Source organism: Streptomyces sp. NPDC006743, from assembly GCF_040703815.1.
GTDB lineage: Bacteria > Actinomycetota > Actinomycetes > Streptomycetales > Streptomycetaceae > Streptomyces.
Genome location: NZ_JBEYJA010000026.1, coordinates 1 through 22,355 on the forward strand (window position 1 = coordinate 1; position 22,355 = coordinate 22,355).

20 protein-coding genes and 1 pseudogene are annotated in these 22,355 nt (G+C 72.2%); 3 read left to right on the top strand and 18 right to left on the bottom strand.

Annotation, left to right across the window (positions count from 1 at the left end):
• Positions 1-112 precede the first annotated feature (112 nt).
• The 13 genes from nusB to ABZ719_RS21475 all read right to left on the bottom strand — a co-directional run bounded on the left by nusB (position 113) and on the right by ABZ719_RS21475 (position 13,300).
• Complete coding sequence (gene nusB, locus ABZ719_RS21415) at positions 113-556, bottom strand: transcription antitermination factor NusB (protein ID WP_366726773.1); 444 nt, start codon at positions 554-556, stop codon at positions 113-115.
• A gap of 2 nt (positions 557-558) precedes the next feature.
• On the bottom strand, positions 559-1,125 hold the full coding sequence (efp, locus tag ABZ719_RS21420; RefSeq protein WP_009187601.1) for an elongation factor P: 567 nt from the start codon (positions 1,123-1,125) through the stop codon (positions 559-561).
• A gap of 49 nt (positions 1,126-1,174) precedes the next feature.
• Positions 1,175-2,281 carry an aminopeptidase P family protein gene (locus ABZ719_RS21425; RefSeq protein WP_366726774.1) on the bottom strand — a complete coding sequence of 369 codons (1,107 nt, stop codon included), beginning with the start codon at positions 2,279-2,281 and terminating at the stop codon, positions 1,175-1,177.
• A 157-nt stretch (positions 2,282-2,438) separates the two neighbouring features.
• Positions 2,439-3,305, bottom strand: coding sequence for a Pro-rich N-terminal domain-containing protein (locus ABZ719_RS21430; protein ID WP_366726775.1), 867 nt, complete (start codon positions 3,303-3,305; stop codon positions 2,439-2,441).
• Positions 3,306-3,517: 212 nt separating this feature from the next.
• A complete protein-coding gene (gene aroB, locus ABZ719_RS21435; RefSeq protein WP_366726776.1) occupies positions 3,518-4,609 on the bottom strand; it encodes a 3-dehydroquinate synthase in 1,092 nt (363 codons plus the stop codon).
• Complete coding sequence (locus ABZ719_RS21440; protein ID WP_037860010.1) at positions 4,606-5,124, bottom strand: shikimate kinase; 519 nt, start codon at positions 5,122-5,124, stop codon at positions 4,606-4,608. The genes aroB and ABZ719_RS21440 overlap by 4 nt, the downstream gene beginning before the upstream one ends.
• Positions 5,121-6,305, bottom strand: coding sequence for a chorismate synthase (aroC, locus tag ABZ719_RS21445; protein WP_366726777.1), 1,185 nt, complete (start codon positions 6,303-6,305; stop codon positions 5,121-5,123). The genes ABZ719_RS21440 and aroC overlap by 4 nt, the downstream gene beginning before the upstream one ends.
• Before the next feature lie 326 nt (positions 6,306-6,631).
• Entirely contained in the window at positions 6,632-7,459 is an 828-nt protein-coding gene (locus ABZ719_RS21450) for a shikimate dehydrogenase (protein ID WP_366726778.1), read from the bottom strand.
• On the bottom strand, positions 7,459-9,225 hold the full coding sequence (mltG, locus tag ABZ719_RS21455; RefSeq protein WP_366726779.1) for an endolytic transglycosylase MltG: 1,767 nt from the start codon (positions 9,223-9,225) through the stop codon (positions 7,459-7,461). The genes ABZ719_RS21450 and mltG overlap by 1 nt, the downstream gene beginning before the upstream one ends.
• Before the next feature lie 120 nt (positions 9,226-9,345).
• The gene (gene ruvX / locus ABZ719_RS21460) at positions 9,346-9,810 is read right to left on the bottom strand and encodes a Holliday junction resolvase RuvX (RefSeq protein ID WP_366726780.1); all 465 of its coding nucleotides are present in this window, start codon (positions 9,808-9,810) and stop codon (positions 9,346-9,348) included.
• On the bottom strand, positions 9,810-12,482 hold the full coding sequence (alaS, locus tag ABZ719_RS21465) for an alanine--tRNA ligase (protein ID WP_366726781.1): 2,673 nt from the start codon (positions 12,480-12,482) through the stop codon (positions 9,810-9,812). Before alaS ends, ruvX begins: the two co-directional genes overlap by 1 nt.
• Positions 12,482-12,841, bottom strand: coding sequence for a hypothetical protein (locus ABZ719_RS21470; protein WP_366726782.1), 360 nt, complete (start codon positions 12,839-12,841; stop codon positions 12,482-12,484). The genes alaS and ABZ719_RS21470 overlap by 1 nt, the downstream gene beginning before the upstream one ends.
• A 9-nt stretch (positions 12,842-12,850) precedes the next feature.
• A complete protein-coding gene (locus tag ABZ719_RS21475; RefSeq protein WP_366726783.1) occupies positions 12,851-13,300 on the bottom strand; it encodes a DUF948 domain-containing protein in 450 nt (149 codons plus the stop codon).
• 165 nt (positions 13,301-13,465) lie between these two features.
• On the opposite strand from ABZ719_RS21475, the gene ABZ719_RS21480 reads away from it, so the two are divergent.
• Positions 13,466-15,730 carry an AAA family ATPase gene (locus tag ABZ719_RS21480; RefSeq protein ID WP_366726784.1) on the top strand — a complete coding sequence of 755 codons (2,265 nt, stop codon included), beginning with the start codon at positions 13,466-13,468 and terminating at the stop codon, positions 15,728-15,730.
• 27 nt (positions 15,731-15,757) lie between these two features.
• On the opposite strand, the gene rpsD is transcribed toward ABZ719_RS21480, so the two are convergent.
• The 3 genes from rpsD to ABZ719_RS21495 form a co-directional block, all read right to left on the bottom strand.
• Entirely contained in the window at positions 15,758-16,372 is a 615-nt protein-coding gene (gene rpsD / locus ABZ719_RS21485; protein ID WP_009187613.1) for a 30S ribosomal protein S4, read from the bottom strand.
• Positions 16,373-16,670: 298 nt separating this feature from the next.
• A complete protein-coding gene (locus ABZ719_RS21490) occupies positions 16,671-18,080 on the bottom strand; it encodes a replication-associated recombination protein A (protein ID WP_366726785.1) in 1,410 nt (469 codons plus the stop codon).
• 59 nt (positions 18,081-18,139) lie between these two features.
• Positions 18,140-18,796, bottom strand: coding sequence for a vitamin K epoxide reductase family protein (locus tag ABZ719_RS21495; RefSeq protein WP_366726786.1), 657 nt, complete (start codon positions 18,794-18,796; stop codon positions 18,140-18,142).
• Positions 18,797-18,938: 142 nt separating this feature from the next.
• Here ABZ719_RS21495 and ABZ719_RS21500 point away from each other — a divergent pair.
• Positions 18,939-19,225: pseudogene (locus tag ABZ719_RS21500) on the top strand (ATP-binding cassette domain-containing protein); the annotation flags it as partial.
• A 118-nt stretch (positions 19,226-19,343) separates the two neighbouring features.
• Here the strand turns inward: ABZ719_RS21500 and hisS are convergent.
• Both hisS and ABZ719_RS21510 read right to left on the bottom strand, forming a co-directional pair.
• Positions 19,344-20,606: a histidine--tRNA ligase gene (gene hisS, locus ABZ719_RS21505; protein ID WP_366726787.1), complete on the bottom strand. Its 1,263-nt coding sequence runs from the start codon at positions 20,604-20,606 to the stop codon at positions 19,344-19,346.
• Positions 20,607-20,617: 11 nt separating this feature from the next.
• Positions 20,618-21,334 (bottom strand): MBL fold metallo-hydrolase, encoded by a 717-nt coding sequence (locus ABZ719_RS21510; RefSeq protein WP_366726788.1) that lies wholly within the window; start codon positions 21,332-21,334, stop codon positions 20,618-20,620.
• Positions 21,335-21,513: 179 nt separating this feature from the next.
• Here ABZ719_RS21510 and ABZ719_RS21515 point away from each other — a divergent pair, with 179 nt between their 5' ends.
• Positions 21,514-22,341, top strand: coding sequence for a peptidylprolyl isomerase (locus ABZ719_RS21515; protein ID WP_366726789.1), 828 nt, complete (start codon positions 21,514-21,516; stop codon positions 22,339-22,341).
• Positions 22,342-22,355: the final 14 nt, after the last annotated feature.

Genomic DNA, 22,355 nt, shown 5'->3' on the forward strand with positions numbered 1-22,355 from the left:
GTCGGGGGCGGGGGGGGGGCGGGGCGGCCGTGGGGGCCCCGCTCGCCAAATTTTGCTGCGCGGGGGGGCCTATTTTGTGGCGCGGGCCCCAGCGACGTATCTGTGGCTCTTCCTACGCCTCGTCGTTCACGCCACGACGCAGCGAGGGCTTGAGTTCCTTCAGCCGTCCGAGCAGACCGTTGACGAACGAGGGCGACTCGTCCGTGGAGAACTCCTTGGCCAGCTGCACCATCTCGTCCAGGACGACGGCGTCCGGGGTCTCGTCGACCCAGATCAGCTCGTACGCGCCGAGCCGCAGGATGTTGCGGTCGACGACCGGCATCCGGTCCAGCGTCCAGCCCACCGCGTACTGCGAGATCAGCTCGTCGATGCGCCGCGCCTGCTCGGCGTAGCCCTCGACCAGCTGCATCGTGTACTCGCTGACCGGGGGCTGCCGGGTGTCGGACCGGGAGAGCCGGACCCAGTCCGCGAGGACGGTCAGGACGTCGGCGTCGCGCTGGTCACCTTCGAAGAGGATCTGGAAGGCACGCTTGCGGGCCGTGTTGCGGGCAGCCACGGTTAGCTGTTCACCCGGCCGAGGTAGTCGCTCGTACGGGTGTCGACCTTGATCTTCTCACCGGTGGTGATGAAGAGCGGGACCTGGATCTGGTGGCCGGTCTCCAGCGTGGCGGGCTTGGTGCCACCGGTGGAGCGGTCGCCCTGGACGCCCGGCTCGGTCTCCTGCACGGTCAGCTCGACGGCGGCGGGCAGCTCGACGAAGAGCACCTCGCCCTCGTGCTGGGCGACGGTGGCGGTGAAGCCCTCGATCAGGAAGTTGGCGGCGTCGCCGACGGCCTTGCGGTCGACCATCAGCTGGTCGTAGGTCTCCATGTCCATGAAGACGAAGTACTCGCCGTCCATGTACGAGAACTGCATGTCGCGCTTGTCGACGGTGGCCGTCTCGACCTTGACACCGGCGTTGAAGGTCTTGTCGACGACCTTGCCGGAGAGCACGTTCTTGAGCTTGGTGCGCACGAAGGCCGGGCCCTTGCCGGGCTTGACGTGCTGGAACTCGACGACGGACCAGAGCTGGCCGCCTTCGAGCTTGAGCACCAGGCCGTTCTTGAGGTCGTTCGTGGAAGCCACGGTTGCGGAATCTCCTGGACTGACGTGGACGACCCCGGCGCACGCACTCCTACAGCGCGAGCAGCTCCTTGGTCGTGATGGTGAGTAGCTCGGGTCCGCCGTCCGCCTCGGGGCGCACGACGAGCGTGTCATCGATCCGGACACCGCCCCGTCCCGGGAGGTGGACCCCCGGTTCGACGGTGACCGGCACGCAAGCGTCCAGTTTACCCATGGCCGCGGGGGCCAGCTGAGGGTCCTCGTCGATTTCGAGTCCGACCCCGTGTCCCGTGAGGGGCTGCAGGCCCTCGGTGTACCCGGCGGAGTCGAGGACCTGCCGTGCGGCGCGGTCCACGTCGCGGTAGGCGGCGCCGGGCGTCAGCGCCTCCCGGCCGGCCCGCTGGGCTGCGAAGACCAGGTCGTACAGCTGGATCTGCCAGTCCGCCGGGGAGGTGCCGATCACGAACGTGCGGCCGATCTCGCAGCGGTAGCCGCGGTAGGCGGCGCCCAGGCACACGGAGAGGAAGTCGCCCTCCTCGACCCGCCGGTCGGTCGGCCGGTGCCCGCGGCGGCCCGAGTTCGGGCCGGTGGCCACCGAGGTCGGGAAGGCGGGGCCGTCGGCGCCGTGGTCGACCAGGCGCCGCTCCAGCTCCAGCGCGAGGTGGCGCTCGGTGCGGCCGACGAGGATGGACTCCAGCAGTTCGCCCAGGGCCTGGTCGGCGATCTCGGCGCCGATCCGCAGGCAGGAGATCTCCTCCTCGTCCTTGACGACCCTGAGCTGTTCCACCGCGCTGCCCAGCTCGGCGATGCGCAGTTGCGGGGCGACCGAGGTGAGCGCCCGGTGGCGGGCCACGGTGACGTGGTGCTCCTCGATCGCCAGGGAGTCGGCGCCCTGGGAACGCGCCAGGTCGGCCGCGGCCACGGCCGCGTCGCCGCCGGGCCGGGGCAGGATCCGCACCCCCAGCGTCTCGTCGGGACGCCCTTCACCGGGCCGGTCGTCCGGTGCGCTCGGGCACACCAGCAGGTCCTCGCGCTTTCCGAGGAGCAGGACGGCACCGCGCGGGGCTGCTCCCGCGAGGTACCGCACATTGGCGGGACGAGTCACCAGCGCCGCCGCGCTGCCGCCCGCGTTGCAGCGCTCCCGTAGCCGGGTCCGGCGGGCCGCGTACACCTCTGACATGAACCGAGCGTAAGAGCTGTGCCCGTGCCGTGCCGCTCGGGAGAGGCCGAGTGGGCGGCGGGACCCTCGCTCACGGGCGTCCGGCGGCCGGGGGGCGGCTCGCCGCGGACCGGGACCGCCCCGCAGACGCCGCACGGCCGCTCGCCGCACCCGGTGGTCACCAGGCCGGCGGGCTCGCGATGGCCCGGGAGAGGACCTCGTCCAGGACCCGGGCGGTGGCCGGTATGTCGAGCTGGGAGTTGTCGATGATGGGCAGGCCCGAGCCGTACCAGCCGGCCATGCGGCCGTGGATACGGGCGACCTCCTCGTCGGTCAGCCGGCGGTTCCCGGTGCGCTCGGCGTTGCGCTCGAGGACGATGTCCAGTCCGGGCAGCAGGACCACGGGGAGCAGCCCCGGGCCCACGTGCCGCTTCCAGCCGCCGAGGCCGACGACCGGGCGGTCGGGGAAGACGGCGTCGTCCAGGATGCAGGAGATGCCGTTGGCCAGGAAGTTGCGCGCGGCGAAGCCGCAGGTGCGGCGGGCCAGGCGGTACTGCGCCTCGGAGTGGTCGTTCCACCCGGACTGCGGGTCGGCGAAGCCGGAGCGGACCCACTCGCGGACGTCGTCGAGGCTGATGTGCGCGGTGGGCACCCGGCGGTGCTCGGCCCAGTGCTTGGCGACGCTGGTCTTGCCGGCGCCCGCGGGTCCGATCAGCAGGACGGCGAGCGTGGTGGTGGCCGGGTCGGGCAGGGCCTGGGCGGGCGGTACGGCCGGCACGGCGACCGGGCCGCCGGGCGGCAGCGCGAGGTGGCCCGACACGTCCGGCGGGGCGACGGGCGGCGCGGCCCCCTGCGCCGGCGGCACCGGGGGGTGCTGCGCGGCCGGGGCCGCCGGGTGGGCCGGCGCGGACGGCACGGGCCCCGGGGCCCGGTGCGCTCCCGGCGGGTGCGGACCCGGGTGATGTGCGGCCGGTGACCAGCCGGCGGCCGGTCCGTGCCCCGGCTGGTGGGGCGGCGGCAGCGGAGAACCCACTGCGTGCTGCATCCGGTGCCACTCCGTCTCGTACAAGGCGATGGTCGCTGGCGGCGGGCCGAACCCGCGCCCTACCGAACGGTACCGTCCCCGGCCGCCCTGTGGTGAACGGCCGGGTCCGGTCCGAAGTGCCCGCCCGGGCAAGGGGAACGGGACGGATCGCGTTCAGCGGGACGCGGGGCCGCGGACACAAGGGGATTCCGCGTCCCTCGTGTCCGCGGCTCCTACTGCCCCACCTCGCCGTAGGCGGCGAGCAGCACGGCCGGGTCCGGGCCCTCCAGAACGGTGGGCTTGGCGAGACCGTCGAGCACGATGAACCGCAGCAGGTTGCCGCGGGACTTCTTGTCGACCTTCATGGTCTCCAGCAGCTTGGGCCACTGGTCGTAGCGGTAGTGCAGGGGCAGACCCACCGACTCCAGCACCGTGCGGTGCCGGTCGGCGGTCGCGTCGTCCAGCCGGCCCGCCAGGCGGCCCAGTTCGGCGGCGAAGTGCATGCCGACGGCGACGGCGGCGCCGTGCCGCCACTTGTACCGCTCGTTCTTCTCGATGGCGTGGCCGAGGGTGTGGCCGTAGTTGAGGATCTCCCTCAGACCCGACTCCTTCAGGTCCGCGGAGACGACGTCGGCCTTGACGCGGATGGAGCGCTCGATCAGCTCGGCGGTGTGCGGCCCGGCCGGGGTTCGGGCGGCCTCGGGGTCGGACTCGACGAGGTCGAGGATGACCGGGTCGGCGATGAATCCGGCCTTGATGACCTCCGCGAGACCGGAGACGTAGTCGTGGACCGGGAGGGAGTCGAGCGCGGCCAGGTCGCACAGCACGCCCGCGGGCGGGTGGAAGGCGCCCACCAGGTTCTTGCCCTCGGCGGTGTTGATGCCGGTCTTGCCGCCGACGGCCGCGTCCACCATGGCGAGCACGGTGGTGGGCACGGCGACCCAGCGCACGCCGCGCAGCCAGGTCGCGGCGACGAACCCGGCCAGGTCGGTGGTGGCGCCGCCGCCCACGCCGACGACGACGTCGGAGCGGGTGAAGTTCGACTGGCCGAGCGCCTTCCAGCAGTAGGCGGCGACCTCGGCGGTCTTGGCCTCCTCCGCGTTCGGCACCTGGATGGCGATGGCCTCGTAGCCCTGGCCGGCCAGGTCGGCACGGAGCGCGTCACCCGTCTCGGCGAGCGCCTCGGGGTGGATGACGGCGACCCGCCGGGCCTGGTCCCCGATCAGTCCGCCCAGCTCGCCCAGGAGCTGACGGCCGACCAGCACGTCGTAGGGCTCGGTCCCGGCGGTGCCGGCGATGTGGATCCGCGTCACTGCCTCGCTCATGCTTCCTTCAACTCCACAGCGTCCAGAACGGATCGGGTGACCTCTTCGGGGGTGCGCCCGTCGGTGGCGACCACCGCCGTGGCGACCTCCTCGTACAGGTGCCGGCGGGCCTGCATCAGCTCGCGCCACTGCTTGCGCGGGTTGACGGCGAGCAGCGGGCGGGCCACGTTCAGCCCGGTGCGCCGGACGGCCTCCTCGACGTCCATCGAGAGGTAGACGACGGGCAGACCGGCCAGCAGCGCGCGGGTGTCCGCGTCGAGGACCGCACCGCCGCCCAGCGCGAGGACGCCCTCGTGTTCGGCGACGGCCCGGCGCACGGCCTGCTTCTCCAGCGCGCGGAAGGCGCTCTCCCCGTCGTCGACGAAGATCTCCGCGATGGTGCGGCCCTGTTCGGTCACGATGTCGTCGTCGGTGTCCCGGTAGGCCACGCCGAGGCGGTCGGCCAGCAGCTGTCCGACCGTCGACTTGCCGACGCCCATCGGTCCCACGAGGACGACGGCCGGCGCGCCGCTCATCGGATCGCCAGGTGGTCGAGGTAGGAGCGCACGTTGCGGCGGGTCTCGGTCACGCTGTCGCCGCCGAACTTCTCGGCGACGGCGTCGGCGAGGACGAGGGCCACCATGGCCTCGGCGACGATCCCGGCCGCCGGCACCGCGCACACGTCGGAACGCTGGTGGTGGGCCTGGGCCGCCTCACCGGTGGCCACGTCGACCGTCCGCAGGGCGCGGGGCACGGTGGCGATCGGCTTCATCGCGGCGCGCACCCGCAGCAGCTCGCCCGTGGTGAGGCCGCCCTCGGTGCCGCCGGAGCGGCCGGTGGCCCGCCTGATGCCGTCGGCGGTGGTCAGGATCTCGTCGTGCGCCTTCGAGCCGGGCACCCGCGCGAGGTCGAAGCCGTCCCCGACCTCGACGCCCTTGATCGCCTGGATGCCCATGAGGGCGGCGGCGAGCCGGGCGTCCAGGCGCCGGTCCCAGTGCACGTGCGAGCCCAGGCCCACCGGTACGTCGTAGGCCAGCACCTCCACGACACCGCCGAGCGTGTCGCCGTCCTTGTGGGCCTGGTCGATCTCGGCGACCATCGCCTTCGAGGCGGCCGCGTCCAGGCAGCGCACCGGGTCCGCGTCGAGCTTCTCCACGTCGGCCGGGGTCGGGTACACCCCGTAGGGGGCCTTCGCCGACGCCAGCTCCACCACGTGGGAGACGATCTCGATGCCCGCCGTCTCCTTCAGGTACGACCGCGCCACCGCGCCCAGCGCCACGCGGGCGGCGGTCTCCCGGGCGGAGGCCCGCTCCAGGATCGGACGCGCCTCGTCGAAGCCGTACTTCTGCATGCCGGCCAGGTCGGCGTGGCCGGGGCGCGGGCGGGTCAGCGGCGCGTTGCGCGCCAGCGCGGCCAGCTCCGCCGGGTCCACGGGGTCGGCCGCCATGACCTTGTCCCACTTGGGCCACTCGGTGTTGCCCACCATGACCGCCACGGGGGAGCCGAGGGTGAGTCCGTGCCGGACCCCGCCGAGGAAGGTGACCTCGTCCCGCTCGAACTTCATCCGTGCGCCGCGCCCGTACCCCAGGCGCCGTCGCGCGAGGTGGTCGGCCACCATGTCCGTGGTGACGGGCACGCCGGCGGGAAGGCCCTCCAGCGTCGCGACAAGTGCGGGTCCGTGGGACTCCCCCGCGGTCAGCCAACGCAACCTGCTCAACGATGCTCCTCATGCTCGCGCCTGGAACTGCGACGGCGCGACCGGGTGCGCGGCCCTGGCCCGCCACCTCCGATCCTCCCACGTCCGGGCCCGGTGTCCGGTCGCCGGTCCAGCAGGCGGACGCCGCGGACGGCACCCGCCCCCCGCGCGGCCGCCCCGCGCGCACGCGGAAGGGGCCGCTGCCCGCCGGGGAAGGCGGGGCCCGGTGGGGCGGCGAAGGGGCCCGGGCGGGGCGGCGAGGGGGGCGCGGGCGCGAATCCGGCTCCGCCCGGGCGGGGGGCGGCGAGGGGGCGCGAGCGCGGGTCCGGCTCCGCCCGGCGGGGCCGTCAGCGGTCCGCGAGGGCCTTCTCGCCGGCGCGGCGCATGACGTCCAGCGGGGCCGGGACGCGGCCGGTCATCCGCTCGACCTGGAGGACCGCCTGGTGGACGAGGAGGTCCAGGCCGCTGACGACGGCGCCGCCGGCCAGGGACCAGCGGGCGGCGAGCGTGGTCGGCCAGGGGTCGTAGAGGACGTCGAAGAGCGCGGTGGGGCGCTCCGGTACGGCGCCGGCGAGCGCGTCGGTCGTGCCGGCCGGGGTGGTGGCGATCACGAGGGGGGCTGTCAGGGCCTGCTCGGCCTGTGACCAGGGCGCCGTACGGACCTCGACGCCCAGCCGTTCGCCCCACCCGCGCATCTCGGCCGCGCGGGCGTCGCTGCGGACGTAGGCGACGACCTCGCCGGTGCAGACGCGGGCGAGCGCGGCCAGGGCGGAGGACGCGGTGGCCCCGGCCCCGAGGACCGCCGCCGAGTCGACCTGTTCGATGCCGTGCTCGCGCAGCGCGGCGACCATGCCCGGGATGTCGGTGTTGTCGCCGGTGCGCCGGCCGTCCTCGCTGACGACGACCGTGTTGACCGCCTCCACGGCGGCCGCCGTCTCGCTGACCTCGTCGAGCAGCGGGATGACGGCCCGTTTCAGCGGCATGGTCAGCGACAGTCCCGCCCACTCGGGCCCGAGCCCGTCGAGGAAGCCCGGCAGAGCGGCCTCGTCGACCTCGAACCGGTCGTAGCACCAGTGGGTGAGCCCCAGCTCCGCGTAGGCCGCGCGGTGCAGCACCGGGGACAGGGAGTGGGCGATCGGCGAACCGAGCACGGCCGCCCGGCGGGTTGGCGTCATCACTGCTTCTTCTTGGAGAGGTTCCACTCGTCGACCAGTTTCTCGTGCTCGGCGAGGGTCTTGGTGAACTTGCTGGTCCTGCCGTCCATCGAGATGAAGTAGTACCAGCCGTCGTCCGTCGGGTCGAGGGCGCCCCGGAGGGCCTCCTCGCCCGGGTTGTCGATGGGCCCGGGGGGCAGACCGGTGGCGTAGTACGTGTTGTACGGGTTGGCGTACCTGCGCAGCTCGGCGATGCTGAGGTCGATCTTGCTCTGGTTCTTCACGTAGTTGTACGTCGAGTCGAACTCCAGCTTGCCGTTGGTCTGCGCGTTGCCGGGCTTGAGGCGGTTGTAGACGACCTCGGCCATCTTGCGGAAGTCGTCGTGGCTCGTGCCCTCGGCCTGCGCGAGGCTCGCCACGGTGAGCAGTTGCCAGGGGCCGTCGAGTCCGAGGCTCTGGGCCTTCTTGGCGAGGCCGAGCTGCGCGTAGGTCTCGGTGGCCCGGGCGACCATGTCCTTGAGGACGTCCTCGGGCTTCTGCCCCTTGGCCACGGCGTAGCTGGAGGGGTAGAGGAACCCTTCGAGCGGGTCCTTGAGGTCGGGGTGGTTCAGTGCCCATTCGGGCAGGCCCAGCTTCTTGTAGTCCTTCTTCGCGACGCTCGAAGTGGTGCCTTCGGGCACCCCGAGGCGCTTGTCGATCAGCGTGTAGACGGCCGTGTTGCGCGAGCCCTCGGCGATGATCAGGTTGCTGCGGCTCTTCGGGCTGAGCATCAGCTGCACGGCGCTCGCCGCCGACATGTGCTTCTGGAGCGTGTAGACGCCGTCCTGGATCTGCTTGCCGTCGGGGTTCGCCGTCTGGGCGGAGACGAACGCGTCGACGCTCTCGACGACGCCCGCCTTCTTCAGCACCTGCCCGATCACGTACCCGCCGGCGTCCTTGGGGATGACGACCGTGACCTGCTCGCCGTTGCCGCTGCCCGCGTAGTCCGGGGCCGCGCCGAAACGATCCTGGTAGAAGTGGTAGCCGTAGTAGCCGACTCCGGCGACACCGCCGCCGAACACCAGGACGACGACCAGGCAGGCACAGCCGTTGCGTCTTTTCCGGCCGGCCTTGCCCGTACGGCCCTTGCCGCCGCGTCCTTTCCGGTCCCCGCGGCCCCGGCCCGTCGCCGGTGCGTCCGCGTCGGGATCCCCGTCGGCGTCGTCGCCGCCGCCCGCGAAGAAGGAGTCGTCCTCCTGGGCGGTCCCGGGCTCCGGGTCCCAGTCGGGGCGCGGCTCCGGCTCGGGAGCGCGGCGGTTCGGCGGCTGCGGCGGCGGATAGGCCTCGGGGGTGCCGTAGAGATCGGGCTGGTCCGGGCCGTAGGCCATGGACTGCCCGCCGTACGGGTCCGCGGGGTCGCCGCCGTAGGACGGCTGCGCGTGTGCGCCGGTGCCGTCCCAGGCCGGCTGCCCGTACTGCTCCTCGGGACGGCCCTGCTGCTGGCCGCCGTACGGGTGGCCGCCCTGCTCACCGTGGTGCGGGGACTGCCCGGTGCCCTGCTCGCCGTAGTGCTGCTGGTACGGACCGTCGTGGCCCTGCTGGGGCTCCTGGCTCCAGCCGCCGTACTGCTGCTGGTGGTGCTGAGGATGCTGCTGGTACTGCTGCGGCTGCGGGTGGTGCTGCAGGCCGCCGCCGTAGGAGGACTGCGGGTCCGCGGGGGCCTGCTGTCCTCCCCATCCGCCGTCCCCGTACAACGGGTCCTCGGGATGCCACGGTTCGGAGCCTGGGCCCCGGCCATACTCAGTCATCGATCCCCTAGCGCCGCGAGACGGTGGTCACGCCGTGTGACACCCGCGTCCGTTCCGCCTCTTGCTGTGCGGCGGCTGTTCGAAGACCGTCGCATCGCGCGGAACGTTACCGTATCGCGATCAGATGACCACTTCGACGCCCTCTCCGGGTGCTGTGCCTGACACCCGTTCGGATTCGAGGGCCTGCTGCAGAATGATGACGGCCGCGGCCTGGTCGATCACGGAGCGTCCCTTCTTGGACTTCACCCCGGAGGCCCGCAGCCCCTGACTCGCCGTCACCGTCGTCATCCGCTCGTCCACCAGGCGGACCGGCACCGGGGCGATGCCCTTGGCCAACTCCCCCGCGAAAGCACGGACCTTGACGGCGGCCGGGCCCTCGCCCCCCTTGAGGGAGCGAGGGAGACCGACGACGACCTCGATCGGCTCGTACTCCTCGACGAGCTGCCGCAACCGGCGGTGGGCCGCCGGGACGTCCCGGCCGGGGACCGTCTCCACCGGTGTGGCGAGGATCCCATCGGGGTCGCACGAGGCGACCCCGATCCGGGCGTCCCCGACGTCGATCGCCAGGCGCCGGCCGCGTCGCATCACTTGGCCGTTTCCGCCACGAGACGCTCCACGGCGTCGACGGCGTCGCCGACCGCGGCCGGGTTCTGGCCGCCGCCCTGGGCGACGTCCGGCTTGCCGCCACCGCCGCCGCCGAGCGTCTTGGCGGCGGTACGGACCAGGTCGCCGGCCTTCAGGCCGCGCTCGCGGGCGGCCTCGTTGGTGGCGATGACCGTGAGCGGCTTGCCGTTGTTCACCGTGAAGAGGGCGACGACGGCGGCCCGGCCGCCCTGGATGCGCCCGCGCACGTCGAGGACCAGCTTGCGCAGGTCGTCCGGGGTCGTGCCGTCGGGGACCTGGCCGGTCACCACGGCGACTCCGCGCACGTCCTTGGCGGACTCGGCGAGACCGGCGGCGGCCTGCAGGACCTTCTCGGCGCGGAACCGCTCGATCTCCTTCTCGGCGTCCTTCAGCTTGCCGAGCATGGCGGAGACCTTCTCCGGCAGTTCCTCCGGACGGCCCTTGACCAGCTCCTGGAGCTGGGCGACGACCGTGTGCTCGCGGGCGAGGAAGTTGTAGGCGTCGACGCCGACGAGGGCCTCGATACGACGCACGCCCGAGCCGATCGACGACTCACCGAGCAGCTTCACCAGGCCGAGCTGGGCGGTGTTGTGCACGTGCGTGCCGCCGCACAGCTCCTTGGAGAAGTCGCCGATGGTGACCACGCGGACCCGCTCGCCGTACTTCTCGCCGAACTCGGCGATGGCGCCCTGCTTCTTGGCGTCGTCGATGCCCATGACCTCGGCGTGCACGTCGAGGTCGCGGGCGAGCACCTCGTTGATCTTCTGCTCGACGTCGGTCATCACGGCCGTCGGGACGGCGGCGGGGGAACCGAAGTCGAAGCGGAAGCGGCCGGGCTGGTTCTCCGAACCGGCCTGGGCGGCCGTCGGGCCCAGCGCGTCACGCAGCGCCTGGTGGGTCAGGTGGGTGGCCGAGTGGGCGCGGGCGATGGCCTTGCGGCGGCGGACGTCGATGGCGGCCTGGGCCTTGGCGCCGACGGTGACCTCGCCGACCTGGACGACACCCTTGTGGACGTAGACGCCCGGGACCGGCTTCTGGCAGTCGCGGACCTCGATGACGGCACCGGAGTCGACCTTGATGCGGCCGGTGTCGCCGATCTGGCCGCCGCCCTCGGCGTAGAACGGGGTGCGGTCCAGGACGATCTCGACCTCGTCGCCCTCGGAGGCGGCCGGGGAGGAGACGCCGTCGACGAGGATGCCGACGATCGTGGACTCGCCCACGGTGTCGGTGTAGCCGATGAAGTCGGTCTCGCCGGCCACGTCGGCGATCTCGCGGTAGGCGCCCATGTCCGCGTGGCCGGTCTTCTTGGCCTGGGCGTCGGCCTTGGCCCGCTCCCGCTGCTCCTTCATCAGGCGGCGGAAGCCGTCCTCGTCCACGGCCAGGCCCTGCTCGGCGGCCATCTCCAGGGTGAGGTCGATCGGGAAGCCCCAGGTGTCGTGGAGCAGGAACGCCTTGTCGCCGGAGAGGACCGTGCCGCCGGACCGCTTGGTCTCGGTGACGGCGGTGTCGAGGATGTTGGTACCGGCCTTCAGCGTCTTCAGGAAGGCGTTCTCCTCGGCGAGGGCGACCTTCTCGATGCGCTCGCGGTCGGTGACCAGCTCCGGGTACTGCTGTCCCATCATCTCGATGACGGTGTCGATCAGGTCCTTGACGACCGGACCGGTGGCGCCGAGCAGGCGCATGTTGCGGATGGCGCGGCGCATGATGCGGCGCAGCACGTAGCCGCGGCCCTCGTTGCCGGGGGTCACGCCGTCGCCGATGAGCATCACCGAGGTGCGCATGTGGTCGGTGACCACGCGCAGCGAGACGTCCGAGGCGTGGGCGTCGCCGTAGGCCACGCCGGTCAGCTCGGTGGCCTTGTCGATGACGGCCATGGAGGTGTCGATCTCGTACATGTTCTGCACGCCCTGCAGAATCATGGCGAGGCGCTCCAGGCCGAGGCCCGTGTCGATGTTCTTGCTCGGCAGCTCGCCGAGGATCTCGAAGTTGTCCTTGCCGATGCCCTCGCCGCGCTCGTACTGCATGAAGACGAGGTTCCAGATCTCCACGTACCGCTCGTCGTTGACGGCGGGGCCGCCCTCGGGGCCGAACTCGGGGCCGCGGTCGTAGTTGATCTCGGAGCAGGGGCCGCACGGGCCGGGCACGCCCATGGACCAGTAGTTGTCCTTCATGCCCAGGCGCTGGATGCGCTCCTCGGGCACACCGACGACCTCGTGCCAGATGCGCTCGGCCTCGTCGTCGTCCTTGTAGACGGTGATCCACAGACGCTCGGGGTCGAGGCCGTAACCGCCCTTGTCCTGGGGGCTGGTGAGCAGCTCCCAGGCGTGCTTGATGGCGCCTTCCTTGAAGTAGTCGCCGAAGGAGAAGTTGCCGCACATCTGGAAGAACGTGCCGTGCCGGGTGGTCTTGCCGACCTCTTCGATGTCCGGCGTGCGCACGCACTTCTGCACGCTGGTGGCGCGCTGGAAGGGCGGCTTGACCTCGCCCAGGAAGTAGGGCTTGAAGGGCACCATGCCGGCCGGGACGAGGAGCAGAGTCGGGTCGTCCGCGATGAGCGACGCCGAAGGGACGACGGTGTGCCCGCGCTCCTCGAAGAAGCTCAGCCAGCGGCGGCGGATCTCAGCCGACTCCATCAGTGGTCCTCATTCCGGTTGTACGAGTACGTCGGGTACGTCGGTCCCTCGACGTACTTCGGGCTGTTGTGGTTCTCGATGGCGGCGAGCCGCCGGGGGGAGGGGAGTTCCGGGTCGACGGGGGCGCCGATGCCGAGCGCCTCCCCGAGTTCGGCCTCCCGCCGCGCCATGTTGTCGCGGACGTCGAGCGCGAAACCCACCGCGCGGTCCTTGATCCGGTGACCGGTCTGAAGGGCCTTGTTCGCCGCGGTCGCGGCGACGCTCTCGGGGGTCAGCTGCCTGAGCTTGCGGTTGACCTTGGTGGTGGCCCACACACCGGCGGCGACACCTGTGCTGAACCAGAACGTACGGCGGAACATCGCTAGTCCTTACTTCTCCCGGTTGTTCCGCTTCCCCCGCCGGGCGGCCGGGACGGTGCGGCCCACGATCACCGTACGCCTCGACGCCTTGGCGGGCACGTCCTCCTTGCGGCCGCCGAGCGCGCGGCGCACGCCGTAGCCGAAGGCGGCGACCTTGACCAGCGGGCCGCCGAAGGTGGAGGCCACGGTGGTCGACAGCGCGGACGCGTTCGACGTGACCTCCTGGACGTCGGAGGCGATCGCGTCGACGCGGTCGATCTGGGTCTGCGCGGAGCGCACCGCCTGCGAGGCGTCGGCCAGCAGCGGAACCGCCTGGTCGGTCACGTCCGCCACGAGCTTGGTGGTCGCCCTGAGCGTCTGGGCCAGCCTCGCCAGCGCGACGGCGAGGAAGGAGACCAGGATCGCCCAGAACACGGCCACCAGGATCCCGGCCACCTCACCACCGGACACTGTGCGCACCCGCTCCCTGAAACGTGCCTGAACATCGAGAAAGTCGTGCACCGAGCCTATCGCGCCACGGGTGGGGCTCCGTACCGGATTACCACGCGCGGCGCGGGGAGTCCGTCCGGGCGATTGTACGGAGTGATTACGTTTCAGTACCCTCCGTGTTCCATGCGAGACGCCATGCCTGATCCGACGCCCCACCCGCCGCTCCAGGGATGCGGCACGGGCGCCGGCGCGGCCGCCGAGTCCGACGCGTTCGTGGGGCGCTCGGCCGAACTCGGCGCGCTCGCGCGGGCGCTGGACGGCGCCCGGCTGGTCACGGTGACGGGGGCGGGCGGGGTCGGCAAGTCGCGGCTGGCGGCACGGGCGGCGGCGCGGGCGGCGGCGCGGTGGACGGCGGGGGGCGACGGGCCGGGCGGCCGTCCGCCCGCGGCGCGCAGGGTGCTCTGGGCGCGGGTGGACCTGGCGCCGCTGCGGGACGCGGAGTTCGTCGACCACGCCGTGGTGGAGGCCCTCGGGCTCACCGACCACACCCTGCGCACGCCCCGCGAGACGCTGCTCGCCCTTCCCCGGGTGCTCGGCCTCGCCGGGCCGGGCGGGACGTGCGCGGCCGGCGACCGGCTGCTGCTGGTGCTGGACGGCGTCGAGCACCTGGCCGAGGCCTGCGCCGGCCTGGTGGCCGAACTGCTGCGGCGGGTGCCCCAGGTGCGGGTGCTCGCCGTGGGGCGCCGCCCGCTCGGCGTGGCGGGCGAGCGCCTGTTCCCGCTGGCCCCGCCCGCCGAGGAGGAGGCGGTCCGGCTGCTCGTGACGCGGGCCGCCCAGCACGGGGTGTCCGTCCGCGCCGGGGATCCCGCCGTGCGGGAGCTGTGCCGGCGTCTCGAGGGGCTGCCGCTGGCGGTCGAGCTGGCCGCCGGGCGGCTGCGGACGCTGTCGCCCGCCCGGCTGCTGGAACGGCTCGACGACCGGTTCGGGCTGCTGACCGGCGGGCCGCGCGACGTCCTGCCCCGGCACCGGACGCTGCGCACCGCGATCGGCTGGAGCCACGAGCTGTGCACCCCCGCGGAACGGCTGCTGTGGGCGCGGCTGTCGGTGTTCACCGGGGCGTTCGACCTGGAGGCGGTCGAGTACGTGTGCAGCGGCGGCGGGCTGGCCGCCGGCGACGTCCTGGACGTGCTGGGCGAACTGCTCGCGCAGTCCGTGGTGGCCCGCGAGGAGACGGCGGCCGGAGTGCGCTTCCGGATGCTGGAGACGGTCCGTGCCTACGGCGCCGAATGGCTGGCCGCCACGGGGGACGCCGACCGGCTGCGGCGGCGCCACCGTGACTGGTACGTCGGTCTGGCCACCTGGTGCGAGCTGGAGTGGTTCTCGCCCCGGCAGGCGGAGGTGGCGGCGCGGATCGAGACGGAGCTGCCGAATCTGCGCAGCGCCCTGGAGTACTGCACGACCGGCCCGGGCGAGGCGCATCTGGGGCAGTACCTCGCGGGCTGCCTGTGGTTCTGCTGGGCGGGGTGCGGCCGGCTCTCGGAGGGCCGGCACTGGCTGGAGCGCGCCGTCGCGCTGGAGGGCGGTCACGAGCAGTCCCGGCTGAAGGCGCTGTGGGTGCTGGCGTACGTGGCGATCCTGCAGGGCGACACGGTGCCCGCGCTGGCGGCGCTCCAGGAGTGCCGCGAGGCGGCCCGCACCTCGGCGAGCGCGACGGCGCTCGCGTACGCGGAGCACCGCGCGGGCTGCCTGGCCCTGGTCACGGACGACATGGAGCGTGCGGAGGAGCTGCTGCGCTCGGCGCTGGAGCGCTACCGGGAGATCGGTGAGCTGAACAGCACGGTGCTGATGGGCCAGGTCGAGCTGGCGATGACCCGGGCCTTCCAGGGCGATCTGCCGGACGCGGTCCGGCTGTGCGAGGACGTCCGCCGGATCTGCGACGACCACGGGGAGCGCTGGTCGCGGGCCTACGCGCTGTACGTGCTGGCGTACGCGGCCTGGCACGAGGGGAACGCCGGGTACGCCCGGGACCTGCTCGCCGACTGTCTCACCGACGCGCACGGCTTCCACGACCTGCTCGGTTCGGTGCTGGCGGTGGAGCTGCTCGCGCTGGTGACGGTGAGCGAGGGCGACGCCGAGGAGGCGGCGGTGCTCCAGGGCGCGGCGGGCGTGATGTGGGCGTCGGTGGGGCTGCGGCTGTTCGGGTCGGCGTACTACAACGCGCCGCACGAGCTGTGCGAGGCGCGGGCGCGCGAACTTCTGGGCGACGAGCGTTATGAGGGGTGCGTGCGCGAGGGGGCCGCTCTGGGCCGGGAGGCGGCGGTGGCCCGGGCCCTGGGGCGGGCCGGGAGGCGGGCGCTGCGGGCGCTGCCGGAACAGCGCGGGCAGACGCGCGGCAGGGCGGCGGACATGCGCGAGCCCGCCGCCTCGCCCACCCGGAAGGGCGGGGAGACGGCGAGCTGAGGCGCTTGTGCTACGGCCTGCTGGTGATCAGCGGGCGTAGTACTCGACGACGAGCTGCTCGTCGCAGATCACCGGGATCTCCTTGCGGTTCGGCTCGCGGTCCAGGCGGAACGCCAGGGCCTTGAGGTTCACCTGGAGGTAGCGCGGGGTCTCGCCCTCGGGGGCGAAGCCGCCCTCACGGGCGATCGTGAAGAGCGTCTTCTCCTTGGAGCGGTCGCGGACCTGCACGACGTCGTCGGGGCGGACGCGGAAGGACGGCTTGTCGACCTTCTGGCCGTTGACCTGGATGTGGCCGTGGACGACCATCTGGCGGGCCTGGTAGATCGTGCGGGCGATGCCCGAACGCAGGACCAGCGCGTCGAGACGGCGCTCCAGCTCGACGATCAGGGCCTCACCGGTCTTGCCCTGGACCTTGGAGGCACGCTCGTAGGCGCGGACGAGCTGGCGCTCGGACACGTCGTACTGCGCGCGCAGACGCTGCTTCTCGAGCAGACGGACCTTGTAGTCCGAGTTCTGCTTGCGGCCGCGGCCGTGCTCACCCGGCGGGTAGGGGCGGGCCTCGAAGTACTTGACGGCCTTCGGGGTCAGCGCGATACCGAGGGCACGCGACTTCTTGACCTTGGGGCGGGACTGGTTCGCCACTGTCTCTCATTTCGTAGTTCTCGGCTTGTCAGGGTTACGGAGGTCGCATCCGCAGCCGGGAGAACCCGCTGGTCCGCGAGGGACCGGTCGGGCAGCCGCTTCCCTGGTCTGGGCACATACGTGCAGCACGCGAGTGGCCCACCGACCGTCCCGGATCCCCGGGTGGTGGTGGGCTGCCCGCGACACCGTTCGACGGTGCGCGACGCTCCTGGAGCCGGTTCACGGGGAACCGGGTCTCCGGCTGGCTGTCCCACTCTGACGGCACGGGACTCAGCGCTCCGGGCAGTCTACAGGGTGTTCAGGACCGCTTCCGACCGAGGTGCTTGCGGGTCCATTCGACCGCGTCCGCGTACCGGGCCTCGGCGCCGTGCCGGCTCGGGCTGTAGTACTCGCGGTCCTTGAGGGCGTCCGGCGCGTACTGCTGGGCGGCGATGCCCTCGGGCAGGTCGTGCGGGTAGACGTAGCCCTGGGCGTGGCCGAGCTTGGCGGCGCCCTTGTAGTGGCCGTCGCGCAGGTGGGGCGGCACGGACCCGGCCAGCCCCTTGCGCACGTCCTCCAGCGCGGCGCCGATCGCGGTGGTCGCGGAGTTGGACTTGGGGGCGAGGGCGAGCGCGATGGTGGCGTGGCTGAGGGTGAGGGCGGCCTCGGGGAAGCCGATCATGGCGACGGCCTGGGCGGCGGCGACGGCGATGGGCAGCGCGGTCTGGTCGGCGAGGCCGATGTCCTCGCTGGCGGAGATCATCAGACGGCGGGCGATGAACCGGGGGTCCTCGCCGGCCTCGATCATCCGGGCCAGGTAGTGCAGCGCGGCGTCGACGTCGGAGCCGCGGATGGACTTGATCAGGGCGCTGGCCACGTCGTAGTGCTGGTCGCCGTCGCGGTCGTACTTGACCGCGGCCCGGTCGACGGTCTCCTCCAGCGTGGTCAGGCCGATCTCCGCCTCGCCCTTGTCCAGGGCGGCCCCGGCGGCGGCCTCCAGGGCGGTCAGCGCGCGGCGCGCGTCGCCGCCCGCGATGCGCAGCAGGTGCTCCTCGGTGTCCGCGGGCAGGGCGACGGCGGACTTCAGGCCGCGCTCGTCGGTGAGGGCGCGGCGCAGCAGGCCGCGCACGTCCTCGTCGGTGAGGGGTTCGAGGGTGAGCAGCAGGGAGCGGGAGAGCAGGGGGGAGATCACCGAGAAGTACGGGTTCTCGGTGGTGGCGGCGATCAGTGTCACCCAGCGGTTCTCGACCGCCGGGAGCAGGGAGTCCTGCTGGGCCTTGCTGAAGCGGTGGATCTCGTCGAGGAAGAGGACGGTCTCCTGGCCGTACCCGCCGGAGGCGCGGCGGGCGCCGTCGATGACCGCGCGGACCTCCTTGACGCCCGCCGTGATCGCCGACAGCTCCACGAAGCGCTTGTCGGTGGCCTTGGAGACGACGTAGGCGAGGGTGGTCTTGCCGGTGCCGGGCGGGCCCCAGAGGATCACCGACGAGGGGCCCGCCGGTCCCCCGCGTCTCCCCCCGCCGCCCGTGCCGGAGGGGCCTGCGGCTCCGCCTCCGTGGTCCGCGCCCTCGCCCACGAGCCGGCGCAGCGGCGAGCCGGGCTTGAGCAGGTGCTGCTGGCCCACCACCTCGTCGAGGGTGCGCGGGCGCATCCGGACCGCGAGGGGGCTGGCGGCCGGGTCCTTCTCCTGGCGTTCTTCTGCTGCGGCGGTGAACAGGTCGGGCTCCACGCTGAAACCCTATGGCACGCCACTGACAACGCGGCCGGGCCCCGGGGCCCGGGGGCCGCTCAGGCCCAGAGGCTGCTGCCCCAGCGGGTCAGGATCAGCATGGCGATGACGCCGGTGTGCGTGACCGGGATGACCCAGGTGAACTCGGCGAGGAAGTTCTTCACCGGGCGCGGGGCGGGCAGGAAGCCGTTGCGGATGTTGAAGGACGTCGTGTACCAGAAGGCGGTGAGCGTGGCCACCCAGGCCAGCGAGCACCACAGGCACAGCGCGTTGATCCGGTACAGGGACTCGAACTGCAGCCAGGTGACGAAGCAGACACCGAAGAGCGTGCCGAAGTTGAAGGTCAGCCAGTACCAGCGGGGGAAGCGGGCGCGGGCGAGCAGGCTCATGCCGACGCAGATGACGATGCCGTAGCAGACCAGGCCGAGCATGGGGTTGGGGAACCCGAAGACGGCGGCCTGCTTGCTCTCCATGACGCTGCCGCAGGACACGATCGGGTTGAGGCTGCAGCTCGGCGTGAACGTCTTGCCGGACAGCTTGCCTTCGAGGATCTTCTGCTTGTCGATCGTGATGACCCAGGCGGCGAGCAGCCCGGCCGCGCCGGTGATCACCAGCAGCAGCGCGAAGGCACGGCTGCCGCCCACCGTCCGCGGTCCGGTGGCCGCGGGTTCCGGTCCGGGCTCCGTGGAGACGTCCTTGACTGTCGTCTTGCTCATCACGCCGATTCCGTCACTTGAGAGTTGGACCTTCTTCGGGCAGGGCCATTGTGCCGCACGCGCGCGTGTGCGCACCGTTCGATCAACATAAGGAAGGACGGCACAGGTCCAGGAAGGGCTGGTTCCGGTCGACGCTGCGCGCATGACGTCGAACGGACTGACGGTGCCCGTACGGGGGCTCCGCAAGCGCTGCGGGTACGTCATCGCCGTCGGCGGCCCCGGCCCGGGCGCCGAGAAGCGCGAGGTCTTCGGCCTGCCCGGGCCCGAGGGGCGGGCAGGAGCACCACCGTGGAGATCCTCCAGGGCAACCGTGCGCGGGATGCGGGAGACGTCTCGGTGCCGGGGACGGACCCGGCGAGCGCCACGCGCGCGTGGCGCTCACGCGTCGGCATCGTCCGGCAGGACGAATCCGCGCCCGCCGGGTTGACGAGGGGCTCTGCGAGAGCGTGCGCGGGGTCTTCCCGCCGGGCTCCGCCCGGGCTGGAACAGTACGGGGGTCCCCCCCGGTGGGTGCGCGCCGCGCGCCCGGCGCACACCCGGCGCGGACTCAGCCGAGCCGCGCCTCCAGTTCGGCCACGATCTCGTTGACGCCGATCGCCGTCTGCTCGCCGGACTCCATGTCCTTGAGCTGGACGACGCCCTCGGCGAGGTCGCGCTCGCCGGCCACGAGCGTGTAGCGGGCGCCGCTGCGGTTGGCGTTCTTCATCGCGCCCTTGAGGCCCTTGTGGCCGTAGGAGAAGTCGGCCGCGATGCCCACCTTGCGCAGTTCGGTGACCTTCGCGAACAGCACCCGGCGCGCCTCCTCGCCGAGCGGCACCGCGAACACGCTGGTGGCGGCGGGGAGATCGAGTTCGATGCCCTCCGCCTGGAGGGCCAGGACCGTGCGGTCCACTCCGAGCGCCCAGCCGACCGAGGGCAGCGCGGGGCCGCCGATCATCTCGGACAGGCCGTCGTAGCGGCCGCCGCCGCCGACCGCGGACTGCGAACCGAGGCCGTCGTGGACGAACTCGAAGGTGGTGCGCGTGTAGTAGTCCAGGCCGCGCACCAGCTTGGGGTCGTCCTCGAAGGAGACACCGGCCGCCGTGATCAGCTCGCGCACCTCCTCGTGGTACGCCTTGCAGGCGTCGCACAGGTAGTCGCGCAGCAGCGGGGCGTCGGTCAGCTGCTTCTGCACCTCGGCACGCTTGTCGTCGAGCACGCGCAGCGGGTTGATCTCCGCCCGGCGCAGCGTGTCCTCGTCCAGGTCCAGGCCGCGCAGGAAGTCCTGGAGCGCGGCCCGGTAGACGGGACGGCACTCCTTGTCGCCCAGGCTGTTGAGCAGGATGCGGAAGTCGCTCAGCCCCAGCGAGCGGTACGCCTGGTCCGCGAGGATGATCAACTCGGCGTCGAGGGCGGGGTCCTCGGCGCCGATGGCCTCGGCGCCGACCTGGGAGAAGTGCCGGTAGCGGCCCTTCTGCGGGCGCTCGTAGCGGTAGTACGAGCCGGAGTACCAGAGCTTGACGGGGAGGTTGCCCGCCTTGTGGAGGCTGGCCTCCAGGGCCGCGCGCAGCACGGACGCGGTGCCCTCGGGGCGCAGCGCGAGCCGGTCGCCGCCCTTGGTCTCGAAGGCGTACATCTCCTTGGTCACGATGTCCGTGGACTCGCCGACACCGCGGGCGAACAGCTCGACGTTCTCGAAGCCGGGGGTCTCCACGTAGCCGTAGCCGGAGTTGCGCAGCGGGGCGGCGATGGCCTCGCGGACCGCCAGGTACGTCGCGGAGTCGGGCGGGATCAGGTCGTACGTGCCCTTGGGGGCCTTGAAGGTGCTCACGAAGTCTCTCGTCACATTCCTCGTCGGGGAGCCTCGCCGGCGCCGTCCCGGGCGCTGCCCGCGGCCAGTTGCCGCAGGTACGGGTTGCCGGCGCGCTCCTGGCCGATGGTCGTCTGGGGGCCGTGCCCGGACAGCACCACGGTCGAGTCGTCGAGCGGCAGGCACACGCGGGCCAGCGATCCGAGCATCTCGTCCATGTCACCGCCGGGCAGGTCGGTGCGTCCGATGGAGCCGGCGAAGAGCAGATCCCCGGAGAAGAGGACCGACGGGACGTCCGCGGCCTCGGGCATCTGGAAGGTCACCGACCCCTTGGTATGGCCGGGCGCGTGCGCGACGGAGAACTCCAGACCGGCCAGCTCCAGTTTCGCGCCGTCGGCCAGTTCCTCGACGTCGTCGGGCTCGCCGACGGTCAGCTCGCCCATCAGCGGCGCCCCGATGGAACGGCCCAGGGCCTTCTCGGGGTCGCTCATCATGTACCGGTCGGCCGGGTGGATCCAGGCCGGGACGCCGTGCGCGCCGCAGACCGGGACGACCGACGCCACGTGGTCGATGTGGCCGTGGGTGAGGACGACGGCGACGGGCTTGAGACGGTGCTTCCTGAGCGCTTCCTCGACGCCCTGGGCGGCCTGGTGGCCGGGGTCGATGATCACGCACTCCTCACCGGCGGCGGGGGCGACGAGGTAGCAGTTCGTCCCCCAGGCCCCGGCGGGGAACCCGGCAATGAGCACGTTCGTCCTTCGTTTGTGTCGGTACGGGCGGGCATCGGGTGACTGCGCCTGTGGTCAGAGACTACCGGCGCTGCCGGATCCTCAGCGAACCCATATACGGTACGGGGCACACACGGGCGCCCGGTCCACCGGTCGCGCCGGTGCCGGTCGACACACGAGACGCATGAGGAGAGAACCCGGTGGTCAGCCAGGAGCAGCGGCGGCGTCAGCTCGCCCGGGAGAAGTTCTTGCGGCAGCAGCAGCGGCGCACCGCCGCGCGGCACAAGGCGCGCACGCGCAACGCGGTGATCGCGTCGGTGCTCGGCGTGGTGGTCATCGGTGGTGTGACGCTGTACACGACCGGGGCCCTCAAGAGCGACAAGAAGGACGACAAGGCCAAGGCGAGCGCGGACGTCTCCCCCAGCGCGTCGGCCCCGTCGAAGATGCCCGACCCCTGCGCGAAGCCCGCCGCGGGTTCGGTGAAGAAGCTGAGCTGGAAGAAGGAGCCGGCGATGTCGATCGACACGTCGGCGAAGTACACGATGAAGCTCGCGACCACCTGCGGCGACATAGACGTGTCGCTGAAGGCGTCCGCCGCCCCGCACACGGTGAACTCGTTCGACTACCTGGCCGGGAAGGGCTTCTTCGACCACACCAAGTGCCACCGGCTGACCACGAACGGCATCTACGTGCTGCAGTGCGGCGACCCGACCGGCACGGGCACCGGCGGCCCCGGCTACACGATCCCGGACGAGAACCTCAAGGACACGAGCCTCAAGGGCAACGTCTACCCGGCGGGCACGGTCGCGATGGCGAACACCGGGCAGAAGCACACCGGCGGCAGCCAGTTCTTCCTGGTCTACCAGAACAGCCAGCTGCCGCCCAACTACACACCGTTCGGTACGATTTCCGAATCCGGGATGACGGTGCTGAAGAAGATCGCCGCCGCGGGTGAGAACACGGGCGCCGGCGACGGGGCGCCCAACGCGACGGTCGTGATCAACAAGGCGACGGTCACGAAATCCTGACCGTCAACTGCGTA